At 69.1% G+C, this 13,187-nt stretch carries 15 protein-coding genes; 6 read left to right on the forward strand and 9 right to left on the reverse strand.

Going from position 1 to position 13,187, the window contains the following annotated elements; all coding sequences use genetic code 11:
• Positions 1–143: 143 nt before the first annotated feature.
• Positions 144–983 (reverse strand): nuclear transport factor 2 family protein, encoded by an 840-nt coding sequence (locus tag IEY93_RS38830; protein ID WP_203968081.1) that lies wholly within the window; start codon positions 981–983, stop codon positions 144–146.
• 72 nt (positions 984–1,055) lie between these two features.
• Here IEY93_RS38830 and IEY93_RS32480 point away from each other — a divergent pair, with 72 nt between their 5' ends.
• Positions 1,056–1,679, forward strand: a complete 624-nt coding sequence (locus IEY93_RS32480; RefSeq protein WP_229691664.1) for a TetR/AcrR family transcriptional regulator — start codon at positions 1,056–1,058, stop codon at positions 1,677–1,679.
• On the opposite strand, the gene IEY93_RS32485 is transcribed toward IEY93_RS32480, so the two are convergent.
• The 4 genes from IEY93_RS32485 to IEY93_RS32500 all read right to left on the reverse strand — a co-directional run bounded on the left by IEY93_RS32485 (position 1,655) and on the right by IEY93_RS32500 (position 5,771).
• Positions 1,655–2,974, reverse strand: a complete 1,320-nt coding sequence (locus tag IEY93_RS32485) for an alpha/beta hydrolase (RefSeq protein ID WP_189166987.1) — start codon at positions 2,972–2,974, stop codon at positions 1,655–1,657. The two genes, IEY93_RS32480 and IEY93_RS32485, sit on opposite strands and share 25 nt — an antisense overlap.
• Positions 2,975–3,051: 77 nt before the next feature.
• A complete protein-coding gene (locus tag IEY93_RS32490) occupies positions 3,052–4,074 on the reverse strand; it encodes an aldo/keto reductase (protein ID WP_189166988.1) in 1,023 nt (340 codons plus the stop codon).
• Positions 4,074–4,967: an alpha/beta hydrolase gene (locus tag IEY93_RS32495; RefSeq protein WP_189166989.1), complete on the reverse strand. Its 894-nt coding sequence runs from the start codon at positions 4,965–4,967 to the stop codon at positions 4,074–4,076. Before IEY93_RS32495 ends, IEY93_RS32490 begins: the two co-directional genes overlap by 1 nt.
• 198 nt (positions 4,968–5,165) lie before the next feature.
• Positions 5,166–5,771 carry a response regulator transcription factor gene (locus tag IEY93_RS32500; protein ID WP_189166990.1) on the reverse strand — a complete coding sequence of 202 codons (606 nt, stop codon included), beginning with the start codon at positions 5,769–5,771 and terminating at the stop codon, positions 5,166–5,168.
• A 130-nt stretch (positions 5,772–5,901) separates the two neighbouring features.
• Here IEY93_RS32500 and IEY93_RS32505 point away from each other — a divergent pair, with 130 nt between their 5' ends.
• Positions 5,902–7,815 carry a sensor histidine kinase gene (locus IEY93_RS32505; RefSeq protein ID WP_189166991.1) on the forward strand — a complete coding sequence of 638 codons (1,914 nt, stop codon included), beginning with the start codon at positions 5,902–5,904 and terminating at the stop codon, positions 7,813–7,815.
• A gap of 275 nt (positions 7,816–8,090) precedes the next feature.
• On the opposite strand, the gene IEY93_RS39450 is transcribed toward IEY93_RS32505, so the two are convergent.
• The 3 genes from IEY93_RS39450 to IEY93_RS32520 form a co-directional block, all read right to left on the reverse strand.
• The gene (locus tag IEY93_RS39450; protein WP_268241595.1) at positions 8,091–8,216 is read right to left on the reverse strand and encodes a hypothetical protein; all 126 of its coding nucleotides are present in this window, start codon (positions 8,214–8,216) and stop codon (positions 8,091–8,093) included.
• Between the two features lie 257 nt (positions 8,217–8,473).
• On the reverse strand, positions 8,474–8,971 hold the full coding sequence (locus IEY93_RS32515) for a DUF1707 SHOCT-like domain-containing protein (protein WP_189166993.1): 498 nt from the start codon (positions 8,969–8,971) through the stop codon (positions 8,474–8,476).
• 42 nt (positions 8,972–9,013) lie between these two features.
• Positions 9,014–9,940 (reverse strand): LysR family transcriptional regulator, encoded by a 927-nt coding sequence (locus IEY93_RS32520; RefSeq protein WP_189166994.1) that lies wholly within the window; start codon positions 9,938–9,940, stop codon positions 9,014–9,016.
• A 136-nt stretch (positions 9,941–10,076) separates the two neighbouring features.
• On the opposite strand from IEY93_RS32520, the gene IEY93_RS32525 reads away from it, so the two are divergent.
• From IEY93_RS32525 to IEY93_RS32540, 4 genes are all read left to right on the forward strand, one after another.
• Entirely contained in the window at positions 10,077–11,009 is a 933-nt protein-coding gene (locus IEY93_RS32525) for an NAD-dependent epimerase/dehydratase family protein (protein ID WP_189166995.1), read from the forward strand.
• Positions 11,010–11,120: 111 nt separating this feature from the next.
• Positions 11,121–11,417: an SDR family NAD(P)-dependent oxidoreductase gene (locus IEY93_RS32530; RefSeq protein ID WP_189166996.1), complete on the forward strand. Its 297-nt coding sequence runs from the start codon at positions 11,121–11,123 to the stop codon at positions 11,415–11,417.
• The gene (locus IEY93_RS32535) at positions 11,414–11,623 is read left to right on the forward strand and encodes an SDR family oxidoreductase (RefSeq protein ID WP_189166997.1); all 210 of its coding nucleotides are present in this window, start codon (positions 11,414–11,416) and stop codon (positions 11,621–11,623) included. Before IEY93_RS32530 ends, IEY93_RS32535 begins: the two co-directional genes overlap by 4 nt.
• Before the next feature lie 17 nt (positions 11,624–11,640).
• On the forward strand, positions 11,641–12,144 hold the full coding sequence (locus tag IEY93_RS32540) for an SRPBCC domain-containing protein (RefSeq protein WP_189167007.1): 504 nt from the start codon (positions 11,641–11,643) through the stop codon (positions 12,142–12,144).
• Between the two features lie 508 nt (positions 12,145–12,652).
• Here IEY93_RS32540 and IEY93_RS32545 read toward each other — a convergent pair.
• Positions 12,653–12,874, reverse strand: coding sequence for a hypothetical protein (locus IEY93_RS32545; RefSeq protein ID WP_189166998.1), 222 nt, complete (start codon positions 12,872–12,874; stop codon positions 12,653–12,655).
• Positions 12,875–13,187: the final 313 nt, after the last annotated feature.

Here is a 13,187-nt window from a genome sequence, read left to right on the forward strand (position 1 = left end):
CCCCGGCCACGTGCCGGAGGTGATCGGCGCCGGGCCGGCGAGCCGTGGTACGGCGATGCCGGCGCCTGCTACGGCGCCCGAGCCGGTGAACGTTCCTGGACAGCGCAATAGGGAGCGGGACCGCCTTTGGCGATGCGGCGCGCTCACTTCTCGCGTCCGATGGCGGCTGCGGCGGCCAGGACGTTGACGTAGTCACGCAGGTGGGCGATCTGCCCGTCGCGGGCGGTCAGCACCACGATGTTGGGCAGCACGAATGCGCCGGTGGACGCGCTGGTCCCGATGGCCTCCTGCTCGACGATGATCGTCCCCGGGTCCTTGGTGTCGTGGAGGGCGAGGGTGCGGTACCGCTCGTACTTCAGCGGCAGAGCCTTCCACCCTTCGGCGATCCAGTTCACGATCTCGTCCCGGCCCTCGAGCCGGGACGGCACACCTGGGCGGGTGAACGGGAACTCGTGGACCGCGTCGACCGCGTACAGGCGGCGCATCTCCTCGGCGGACTGGTCGATGGCGGCTTGCCGGAAGCGCTCCAGAAGCTCACGCGCACCGGCTTCTCGCCTGCCGAGTGCCGCTCGCCTGGCGCTCACCTTGCGGTAGCCGAGCTTCCAGCCGTCGGGCCGCCGCAGGACGATGTCGTCGTAGACGACGCTGCCGGCCGTTCCGTCGGCCAGGATGCCGATCCCCTTGGACCGGACCCGCGCCTGGCCGTCGTCGATCCCGGTGATCACGATGTTGGTGACGTGATGGCCGACCGGGTTGGCGTCGCCCAGCGCGAGCGCGGCCGCGCGGATGGCGGCGATCCCGTGCAGCGAGTCGCGGCCGAAGTCCGCCATGTCGTACGTGACGTCCGGGGTGAGCAGTTCGAACGCCCGGTCCAGCTCGCCTGCGTCCACCAGGTGGCCGTGCAGGTTGATCAGGTCGTTGATGTCGATCCGGTCCTGTTCCGACAGCGCCATGGGGATGCCCCTCTGCGAGTTGGGCGCCATGCCGATAAGGTGAGGCATGGTCCGGTTAGATGGGCACCGTAACGGACTGTGTCCCCGGTTAGCAAGGGTGTGGTGATCGCACTGCCAGGTCACGAGACGCGGTCGCGCGCCGGGCGTCCGATGCGCGCGGACGCCCGGCGCAACTACGAGCAACTGGTCGAGCAGGCGAAACTCGCGTTCGCCGAGTACGGCGTGGACGCCTCCCTGGACGACATCGCCCGGCGGGCAGGGGTGGCCAGCGGAACCCTGTACCGGCATTTCCCCACCCGGCTCGACCTCATCGAGACCGTGCTCGCCGAACAGATAGCCGAACTGGTCGACCTCGGCCGCACGCTGCTGACGGCCGAGGACGAACTCGACGCGTTGTCCACCTGGCTGCGTGCCGTGGTCACCCACGCCCTGACCTACCGAGGCCTGGCCGCCGCGGTGATGAACTCGGCCCTCAACCGCGACAAGAACTTGGTGTCGACCTGGCACGCGGAGCTGTTCGAGGCAGGCGTCGCCTTGCTGACATGGGCACGGCGATCAGGGGCGATCGTCGCCGACGCGGACGACGATGACGTGCTGAAGATGACCGGCGCCATCGCCTGGGCCGCCCAAGACGCCCCAGACCCGTCGGCTCAAGCCGACCGCCTGCTCGCCCTCCTCCTGAACGGCCTCCGCAACGGCGCTCATCCGCAGCGAACCGGCGATTGATCCGAACGCCTGCGACCGTCGGATGTGTGTGAACTGGCTGCACAACCACCCGACCGCCAGCGGTCTCTGACCCAGGCGAGGATGTCGTCCATCGCGCCATCGTCGATCCCGGTCACGGCACCATAGGTGTCGTGCTCCAAGCCGTCGTAGACGCGGTAGGTGACGTGGGAGCCATTCCTGCGGAGTTCGGCGGCCACCTTGGCATTGATCGCTTGGGGGGTGACGGTGTCCGCGCCGCCCTGCAGGAACAGCACCGGGCCTGCGACGCGCTGCCGGCCGAGGCTGTTGTCGCGCAGGTACCGGGTGAAGCGGGGGTCGCTGGAGTAGCCCGGCCTGGTCAGGGCCGGCCCGGTCAGATCTCCGTACACTGCGGTGGCCACGCCCAGGCAGCCGTTCCCGGCCGAGTCCAGGCGGGCTTGGGCGACCGGGGTCAGCAGCCGCGTGACGTCGATCTTCGGGTCGCTGTACGCGGCGCCCTGGGCCAGCAGCGGGGCGAATCCGCCGTACGGGACGGTGGTGGCGACGTGCGCGGCCAGTGCGGGCAGATCGGCGGCGGGCGACGTGACGACCGTACCCCGGTAGCCCGGCACCGGACGCGTCAGCTGACGTTCGGCGAAGCCGAGTGCGGCCCCGCCGCCCTGGGAATGGCCCCACAACACCCAATGGCCCGACAATCCCGGCACCGCCTGGTGTGCGGACCGCACCGCCCCGGCGATGTCCTCCGCCTCGGCGGTCTTGTTCACCAGTTCAGGACGGCCGGTCGTGCCGAGGCCCGCGTAGTCCGGGGCGACGACCGCGTACCCCTGCTCCAGGAATCGGACCATCTGGTCGCCGTGGTACAGATCCCGCATCAGTGACGGGGCGCAGCCGGTCGCGATGCCGCTGGCGCCGTGCGCGTCCACGACCACCTTCCAGCCACCCGCCGGGCGCGGGCGGTCCTGCGGCACCAGGACGACGCCGGAGGCCGCCACGTCCCCGCCCCGGGAGGTACGGGAGTGGTACAGCACGCGGACGGCCTTGACCGGCTTGTCCCGCACCACGTACTCGGAGGTGGCCTCCGCGCGGATCAAGGTCCCACTCGGCGCCCACGGCAGCGGGTCGGGTGCATCGTAGAAGGCGGTGCGAGGCAGGGCGTTCTGTCGCTGGGCGCTCCAGGCCCAGTCGATCTGGCAGGCTTGATCGCAATCGTCGGCATCCGCGCCGGTGACAGGCGCGGTGATCAGAACGGCACCGGCCGCGGTGGCCGCCGACAGCCGGCGGACTCCGGTCAGGAGGGCATGACGAACAGACCTCATGTGAGGCTCCTCTGCATTGTGGATCGGTCAGTGGGAACGAGCGGAACCCGGCGTCCCTGCCAGGTCCTGCGTCACGTTCATCCGACCGGGCGGCCGTCGACGCGGTTTCCGCTGGCCCCGTAGACGAAGTCCGTGGTGTTCAGGATGAACTCCATCGGGAAACCCAGCTCGATCGCGGCGGCCTCCTCCAGCCGGGTCACCGCCTCTTCGGGCAGCTCCAGGCCGATCGCGGCGAGGTTGTCGGTCAACTGGTCCAGATCGCGGGCCCCGAGGATCGGGTGGATCCAGGGCCGGTGCGCCCGCGTCCAGGCGATGGCGACCTGCGAGGAGGAAACGCCGAGCTCGTCGGCCACCTCGTCCACCGTACGGGCGATGGCCAGATCGCGTTCGGAGACGGTGGCCCGGTCGACCCGGGAGGGACCGCCGGCGCTGGACCGGGTGAACTTGCCCGACAGGACGCCTCCGGCCAGCGGCGACCACGCGGCCACCGACAGCTCCAGGGCCGCGGCCATCGGCAGCAGTTCCCGCTCGATGTCACGCTGGAGGAGGCTGTAGGGCAGTTGGAGGCCGGCGAACGGCGTCCACCCGCGGAACTCGGCGATGGTGTTCGCGCGGGCGATCAGCCAGGCGGGCGCGTCGGACATCCCGACGTACAGCACCTTGCCGGCCCGTACGAGATCGTCGAGGGCCCGCATGGTCTCCTCGACGGGCGTATTGGGATCCCAGATGTGCACCCACAAGAGGTCGATGTAGTCGGTGCCCAGCCGTCCCAGGCTGGCCTCGACCGAACGGACCAGGTTCTTCCGGTGGTTGCCCGCGGCGTTGGGATCGGTGCCGTCCATGGTCAGGGTGTACTTCGTGGCCAGTACGAAGCGGTCGCGGTCGGAGCCGAGCAGTTCTTTGACGATCCGCTCGCTGCTGCCCTCGGTGTACCGGTTGGCGGTGTCGATCACGTTCCCGCCCGCTTCGGCGTAGGCGGTGAACATCTTGCGGCACTCCTCGACGGAGGCGCCCCAACCCCATTCCTGCCCGAAGGTCATCGTTCCCAGGAACATCTCCGACACCCGCAGCCCGGTACGGCCGAGCAGCCGATATCGCATCACAGGCTCCGGTCGAAGAACGAAACGGTCCAGTCAATCGCAGGAACTACGAAGCGGTCATCGTCGTACAACTCGATGTGGTTCCCGGTGTCGAGCAGGAAGAGTTCCTTGGGCTCGGGCGCGGCGGCGAAGGCGGCCTGCGCGTCGGCCACCGGAACGGCCTGGTCGCCGCGGCCGTGCACGATCAGCAGGGGAGCGGAGACCAGCGGCAGATAGGAGTCGACGTCCAGCGTGAGCTCCTGCAGCACCGAGAGCGCGGTGCAGCGGTTCTCCCAGCCTGGACGGGCCCCGCGTTCGGTCCCGTAATACTCGAACGGCTCCGGTCCTGGATTCCCCGCGGGCATGCCGCCGGGGTTGACGGCGGGCCAGTACTCGAGCTCACCGGTGTCGGACTGCCGCTGCGCTATCCGCGCGAACTCGGTCATCAGCGCCGCGAAGTTCTCGGCGCCGAACCGATCACGGATCAGCACCGGGTTGTTGTAGGCGGCCGCGATCAACGCCACGGCCTTGACCCGGGGATCGAAGGCGGCGAGTTGCACCGAGTAGATCCCGCCCAGGCACACCCCGCACAGCGCGATCTTGCCGGCGTCGACCTCCGGCCGGGCGGCCAGGAAGCCGACCGCGTTGCGCAGATCCGAGACCTTCGCGGAGGCGTCCTCGTGCCGGCGGGGCTCACCCTCGCTGTCACCCCAGTTACGGTGGTCGAAGGACAGGGCCACATAGCCGCGCCGCGCGAACCGCTCCGCGTAGTAACCGGTGACCTGATCCCGCACCCCGGAAAACGGGCCGGTCAGCACCACCGCACCGCGGCCGGTCCCCGGTTCGGGCAGATGCAGGTCACCGGTCAGCCGATACCCATCACTACTGAACTCGACCTTCTCGACTGATGTCACGAAATCTCCTTTACGATCGCGCAGGCGGCAACCTGCGGAGCACCGGCCCGGATGTCGTTCCAGGACCCGGAGAGAAGATTTCCAAATGCGACATATAGCCAGATAGCGCGTGTGTCACCGGTTGAGAGGTGAATTTTTCCTAGGGATCGGCGCGCCTTTCCCGCCCGGTCACCGTCTGCCGGGGATGTCTTCCGGCCCTCAGATCCAGCCCGCCTCAGTGGCGATCCTGATGGCGTCGACGCGGTTCCGGGCGTCCAGCTTCACCGTCGCGGACGTGAGGTAGTTGCGGACGGTCCCCGGCCTGAGAAAGAGATTCTCGGCGATCTCCCCGGGTGAGGCGCCCGTGGCCGACATGCGGAGCACCAGGGTCTCCCGGTGCGACAGGGGGCTCGCCGACGCGTCCAGCGCCGCAGCGGTGAGTGCGGGGTCCAGCACCCGTCCACCCGATGCGACGATCCTGATCGCACCGGTCAACTCGGCGTGCTGTACATCCTTGGGCAGGAACCCCGCCACCTGAGCGGCGAGCGCCCGGCGAAGCTGGCCCGGCTGATTCAGGCCGGTCAGGATCAGCACCCGGCAGCCGGGCAGCCGCTCGTGGAGCCGTTCAGCGGCGGTCAGACCATCCAGGTCAGGCAGGTCGATGTCGAGCACGGCCACGTCGGGCTGGACTTCCAGCGCGGTCGGCACGATGAGCGCGCCCGAGGCGAGCTCCGCGACCACCTGGAGGTCGTCTTCCAAGGACAGCAGTCCCACCAGCGCCGAACGCAGCAGTGCCACGTCCTCGGCGAGCAGAATCCTGATCACGCCGAACAGTACCACCGGACCTCTCGGCCACCCGTCCGTCTGAGGTGAAGCAGGTGGTAGCCGATGATCGACCCCACTATTGTCCGTCTTGCCGGTAATCCGGCGACGTCAGGCGGCCTGGAGGAAGTAAGTGCTCGGGATCTCCGCCGCCCCAGCGGCGAAGAACGATCCGGTGGACGACGGGTCGGACGGCACCCGGGATACGCAGCTGCGGCTGGTGCGGGCGATGATGTGGGCCGCCCTCGGCCTGATCATGGCCCTCCGCCTGATGGCGGCGTTGGAGCTGGGGCTGACGTGGCCGGTCGGGCTCCTCACGATGGCCCCCTATCCGCCGCTGGTGGCGCTGCTGGCCGGGCGGCATCGCCGCCGGGTCCGCGACGGCCTGCTGGTGGCCCTGCTGATGCTGTACGCGGTGCCGTTCGCCGTCGTCGGCACGCGGTGGGAGTGGCTGCCGTGGCCACTGGCGGTCGCCGTGCTGTGCTCCTTCCGGGGACGGACGGCCTGGCCGCTGTTCGGGCTCATCCTGGTCGCCACGGGCGCGACCGGACTGCTGATCGGCGAGGACGCGCTGACGGCGGTCATCAGAGCGGAGAAGACGGCCACCAACGGACTGATCATCTTCGGCCTGTACGCCCTGGCGGTCATGGCGGCCAGGGTGGACGCGGCGCGCGGGGATCTGGCGCGTCTGGAGCTGCTGCGGGAACGGCGGCGGCTCGGCGGGGAGCTGGGCGCGGCCGTTGGCACGCAGCTGCGGGTGGCCTCGGAACGGCTCGCGCAAGCCGTCGACGCCGAACCGAGGATCGCACGTGACCGGCTCCGCGTGGCGGTCGCCACCGCCCGGCAGGCGCTGGCCGGCATCCGTGCGACGGCCGCCGGCTACCGCGTCTCGCCCCCTCTGCCCGCGCCGATCGAGTCGCCGAAAGTGGCGCGCCTCACCCTGGTCGCGCTGTTCGCCTGCCAGGCCTCGCTCCAGTCGATCGTCTCCGTCGCGACCTACCACCGGCCGTGGACCCTGCTCCTGACGGTGCCGCTGATGTGCGCGGCCGGAGCGATCCAGCTGCTGATGGAGCCGTCACGCAAGCAGATCATCCTGCTCGGGCTGCTGCTGGGTGTCGCCGTCGTACCGTTCGGTTACCTGGTCTGGGAGCTCGTCTTCCTCGCCGGCCTGTGGCCCTTCTTCCTCGGGCTGGTGCTCACCCGGATGCGGCCGCCCCGCTCCCTGGTCATCACCGGGGTGGCGGTAGCGCTGTACATCGCGCTTCTCTTCTACCCCCCGCCGGTGCCCGGCCTGGCGGGGATGGCGGTGAGCCTGATCTCCATGGCCATCGTCACGTGGGTCTCCTACGGTCTGATCCGGCTGGCGAACCTGGTGGTCCTGCTGCACCAGGCCCAGCGGGACCTGACTCGCGAAGCCCTCATCCAGGAGCGCACCCGGATCGCCCGCGACCTGCACGACCTGTTGTCCTTCAGCCTGTCGGCGGTGGCGCTCAAAGGAGAGCTGTGCGAGCGGTTGCTGGAAGTCGACCCGGTACGCGCCCGCGCCGAACTGGCCGAGCTGCCCGGATTGATCGAGCGAGCACTGGCCGAGCTGGAATCGGTGGCCTATGCGACCGTAGGGCTGCGCCTGGACCAGGAGCTGGCCGCAGCGCACACCGTTCTGGAGGCCGCCGGGATACGGGCCGTCGTCACCTTCGAGACCGGCCCTCTGCCGCCGGAGGTGGACACCGCGATGGCCGCGGTGTTGCGCGAGGCGGTCACCAATGTCGTACGACACAGCACCGCCCGGACCTGCGCCATCACCATCACCCCGGCAGACCACACCGTACGGCTGCGCGTCGTCAACGACGGAGCCACCGAGCCCTCGGCTCCACGAACAGGCCCCGGCGGATCAGGGCTGACCGGCTTGGCGGAACGCACCGGAGGCCGGCTCACCGCCGGATCACAGGCGGGCGGCCGCTTCGAACTCGTCGCGGAGTTCGCCACCGGCCCCCATCGCCACCCTCCTCATTCCGCCGCCAAGGCCCCTGAGGTGAACCCCGACTGATCGGCCAGTGCAGCGCTGGGGGACTTCTCGATGCGCAGCCACTCATTGCGCACCGCCTCCGGGCCAGATTCCTCCTCGCCCCCGGCTCGGCCGATGGCCGGCTGGTCAGGTCGTATGTGACCAGTGCCCTGGTCAAACGACCAGAGGCGTTACAGTGCGTAAGCGTTCTGATTCTTTCGATGGTTTCTCGACCCAGACCTATAGGAACGACCGGCGAACCAGAGACCGGTCGTGGTCTGATCGCGCGGGCCCTGCGGAACCCTCGTGCGGGGGCTTCAGAGCTTGACGAGCTTGGTGTAGGGGGCGTTGATGCGATACGTCTCCGTCCCGAAGTCGACGAGGACAGCGACATCGTCATCGACCCCGACGACCCGGCCGAGGCCGTACCTGTCGTGGCTCACGAGGTCCTGGACGACGAAGGATTCGAGAGGAGGCGGAGGGGGCACAGGAACGTTGAAGGGACTTCCAGGCAGGACTCGCCGGACCGCGGCTTGGTTACGTCTCATTTGTGCCAGTATGCGCCCTCGAGCTGCATAAATCGAGCGGAACGCTACAACCGAGACCCTACTTGCCGGCGACCACGACCTCTTCGGCCCGCACCCTGCGGAACGTACGGCCGCCCTGCGCGACATCCCGGCCCGGCCCGAGACCCGCCGTGTCACATACGTGAGGCGCGGACGGTCAAGCTGCCATAGGGAAGATTACCGGTGATGTGGACGTCGAGGTGGCCCAGGCGGGAACGGGCCGGGATCTTGCAGGTCACGCGACCCCAGGCGGCGTGTACCCCGTCGGTGTTCGCGCCGGCGCCCGGAGGCACGATGATCGTGGCGTGGCCGTAGGTGAGGCGGAGTTCGATGTCGACACGCCGGTGCGGGATGTGCGCGCGGGACAGGTCGAGGCGCACCCTGCCGTACTCGGACTCGACCCGCAGCCGGCGCGGGACCTGCCAGTGGCCCGTCCGGGTGAGGCGCCCACCGACGGACCACAGCCGCACCGTCTCGTCCGGCAGGTCGGCGACGACCGGCCGCAGATCGTCCACGCAGGTGGCGGTGAGCGCCCGTTCGAGCCGGAGCTCCAGCTCGGTGGCGCCGAGCCGGCCCTCCGCGTAGGCCTGCTGGACCAGCTCCACCGCCCGGTCCCGATCGGCCTCGTTCACCGGCTCACGGCGCCGTTGGCGCGCAGATCGTCAGGAAGGCGGTCACGTCTTCGCGGACGTCGAGTTGTCCGCTGCGAGTTGGGTTCGCACGCCGCGAGGCACATGCACGCCGTGCTTGCGCAGGTTGCGGATGAATCGTGCGGCAAGTGGATCCGGTTCTGCGGACGTCACCGCCACCAACTGTCTGACCCATCGTGGCGAGAACGATCGCACTGCGCCAGGAAAACCATCGCTGACCGCACTCACGGGGCACACTGCGATTCCGAGACCGGCGGCAGCGAGCTGCGGTGCCGCGGTGGTCACCGCTGTCCTCATGACGGGCTCCGGGCGGACCCCGGCGCGGGCGAACGAGCGATCGAGCCAGGCGCTGAGGCCGTTCTCCGGTGCGAAGTGAACCAGCGGCGCACCTTCAAGATCCTCCAAGGGCACAGCCGGCCGTGCGGCCAGTGGATGGCCGGTGGGTGCCGTCAGCACGATCTCTTCCTCGGCGACGGCGGTGGTCGTGAAGCGGCCGGGCACGGGAGCGGGCATCAGGGCCAGGTCGGCCTCGTCGGAGTCGATGAAGCCGTGGAGCTCGTCCGGCGACGTGGATTCACGCAGGGTGATCGCCACCTCCGGGTGGCGGCGATGCCACTCGCGAATGACCGGGGCGAGCACGGAGACCAGGCTCTGCGCACAAGCCAGCCGCAGCGACCCTCCGGTCGCTTCGCCGGCGGCACGAGCCGACCTCACCGCAGAGGCAGCCGCTGCAATCGCCCGTCTGGCATCCGCTAAGGCGGCCCGCCCGGCGGGAGTGAGCCTGACCCCTCGGGGCTCGCGGCGGAGCAGGGTCGTTCCTGTCTCGCGCTCCAGCGTCGCGAGCTGATGAGAGACGGCGGGCTGCGACGAATGCAGCAGCCGCGCGGCCTGGGTGATCGACCCGGAGTCCGCGACCGCGACAAGACACTCCAGCGCCCGAAGAGAAGCCATTCAAGAATTTTATGGCATGGGCGCAAAACATGAATATTTCCGAGGGAATGCCTTCAGGGCCATCGAGTGCTCCACCTCACGACACCTTCTCGTCCAAGACGAGCGAGGGGGCCCGCACTCGGCGAAGGAGAGTTTCATGGCGCAGGCGTTCGTCACGGGCGGTTCTGGGTTCATCGGCCAGGTGCTGGTACGGCGGCTCCTCGACGAGGGGCACTCGGTTCGTGTTCTGGTCAGAAGTGAGGCGTCGGCCGCAAGGGTGGCGGCGCTGGGCGGGGTGCCCGTCCGGGGCGAGTTGACCGACCCGGCCACGTGGCGCGACAGGGTGACGGACAGTGACGTGGTGTTTCACCTCGCTGCCGAGACGGACGTCGCGGCCGACCGTGAGCGTCATGAGCTCGTGTCGGTTCGCGGCACCCAGGCAGCCGTCGATGCGTCCCGCTTCGCACGGGTTCCTTGGTTCGTCCACTGCGGGAGCGAGGCTGCGCTCCTCGCCGGCGACCCGCTGGTGGACATCGACGAGACCGCGCCGCTGCGGCCGGATTCGGAAGCCGCCTACTGTGCGGTGAAGGCCATTGCCGAGAAGATCGTGCTCGACGCGAACGCCCCGGATTTCGCCACGGTGTCGATCCGTCCGAGGTTCGTCTGGGGTCCCGGCAGCATCCTCATCGAAGGGCTGGTCGCGGCGGCGAAGGCGGGGCAGTTCGCCTGGATCGACGGAGGCCGGCACACGACCGACGTCACGTTCGTGGACAACGCCGTCGAGGGGCTCATGCTCGGATGGCAGCGGGGCCAGCCAGGCCAGGCCTACTTCATCACCGACCGGCGCCGCGTCACCCTGCGCGAGTTCCTGGAGACCTTGTTCGCGATCTATGGCGTCGATGCGCCGATCCCCGACCTCGATGCGGAGACGGCGGAGCGCGAGGTTCCGGTTCCCGTTCGATGGTTCCTCGGGCAGCCGTGCATCCTGCGGACGGACAAGGCCGCAGCCGAGCTCGGATACGAGCCCATTGTTTCGCATGCCGCCGGTCTCGACGCTGTCAGGGATTCGATGGCACTCAGCGGTGTGTGAAGGTCCACACCCGTTCAATCAGAAGGAGACTGAAATGAAGATTGTCACGATCGGAAGAGGAACGATCGGTGACGGGCTGGCCGGCCTGTGGCGGGCCGCAGGACACGATGCATGACATATTCGCTGAAGGACAAGGACGTTCTGATCGTGGGAGGCGGCTCGGACATCGCTGCCGCGCTGGCCGCCGATCTCCTCCAGGAGGGTGCGCGAGTCACGCTCGCGGGCCGGGACGCCGGGAGGACGGCCGCCGCGGCGAAGGCCATCGGTGACACCGTCCGGGCCATCGCCCTCGACCTCTCAGATGAGGAGTCGATCCGGGCGGCCGCGGATCAGGCCGGGACCGCCGGAGGGCTCGACCCTCTCGTCAGCGTGGCCACGGAGCGGGCCTCCGCATCTCCCCCGGCGTGATCACCACCGGCGCCTGGGACGCCGCGGTACCCGACAAACAACGACTGTTCCAGCACGTCGCGGCCACCACACCGGCCCGCCGCGTCGGACAGCCCTCCGATATCTCAAGCGCCGCCCGCGCGCTGCTGACCAACCCCTTCATCACCGGCGAGACCCTCCATGTCGACGGCGGCGGGCGCTGGGCCCGACCTCGGCACACACGATGAACAAGGAGAAGTGGATTATGTACGACAAAGTGAATTGGCCCAAGCAGTACGACCCGAAAGCTTCGGCCATCTACGCGCTCAACGACATTGACGTGCAGGCGCCGCCTGAAGTGGTGTGGAAGCTGCTCGTCGACGCCGAGAACTGGTCGAGCTACTTTCCCTCCGAAGATCAGGTCAAGATCCTGAGCGGTGAGTCTGAACTGGCGCTCGGAACCAGGTACAGCCGGGTGACGGTTGGATTCCCGATGAGTCTCAACGTGACGGAGTGCGAGCCCTTCAGCAGGCTCGCGTGGGAGACGGTGGTCGACGGCGACGAGACCGGTTCGAGCGCGTACCACGGCTGGGTGATCACACCCACGAATGACGGGTGTCACGTGCTGACCGAGGAAACGCAGCAGGGCCCCTTCTTCCTTGAGGAGCTCGGGCGCAAGCAGCCCGGTGCGCTCTACCGCTATCACCAGGACTGGGTCGAACGCCTCGCCCGCGCCGCAGAGGCGGAGGTGACGAATCCTGCGGGCTGACCCGGGTTCCACCCCGGCTCCTACCGGTCTTCCTTCCGTAGCGGCGCACGCGGGTCGTGCGCCAGGCGCCGGTGACGACCAGGTCGGCCGGGCGCCCTTGGTGCGGGACCGTCCGGACCTGCCGGTTCTGGGCGGGGGCCGGGCGTGCAGGAGGCGAGGTGACCTTCAACCGGCCGGTCCAGGTGATCGCATCGTCCAGGTCGCGCAGATGCTCACCGGCGTAGGCGGCATCGCCGACGGCGTGCACCATCCGGGTGGGGTGGCGGGCGGCGATCGCCTCGACCGTCTCCCGGGCGAACGCGATCTTGCCGGTGCGTCCGGGGCGCAACAGCCGGGCCAGTACCGGCAGGCAGAGCGGCCGGGACAGGAACGGCAGCCGGCGCGATGATCCCGGCGACGACCCAGCAGTTGCCGAGCCCGATCGGCTTGGGCCCCTTGGCCGCGCCGTCATGATGCCAGGCCGTGCCGAACACCTTCTTGCCCGACCGTCGCCGCCGCGTCTGCGCGATCAACCCCGTCGCAAGAGCGACGAACGAAGCCCAACCAGATCGTCCCGGCGGTAGTCGACCAGCCAGCACAGCAGCGTCCGGTACGGCCGACCGTCGGCGGCGGCGACGCGGGCCAATGGCACGCCGTCCTCCAGGTTCGGGCGCAGGATGCTATAGCGCTTCAGCGCCTGCTCGCATTGCGCCGGGCCCAGGTCGGTCAGCTGCCGCTGTGGCTCGCTCACCTTTCACGCTCGTCCCGGCACGAGCCCTCGTACAGACCTGCGGCCGAGAAGGGACAGCGGAGCCGGTTACTCAGCCGCAGGCAAGGCGGCCTGGGTACTCGCCGAGACTGCGGGCCGCGAGTCGGTGGCCAGCTAGGGGACGTGCTTGTAGATGGTGGAGCGGCTGACGCCGAGCAGGCGGGCGATGCCGACAGCCCGTCCTGCATCTTCATCAGGCTGCGCCAGGCCCGCTGTTCTCTCGCTCGTCCAACCAGCGCGGCTCGGTCATGCACGTCACTTTACCGTCTGGTTGACATGGGAACCAAGTGCCACG

The organism is Sphaerisporangium melleum (assembly GCF_014646695.1).
Classification (GTDB): Bacteria; Actinomycetota; Actinomycetes; order Streptosporangiales; family Streptosporangiaceae; genus Sphaerisporangium; species Sphaerisporangium melleum.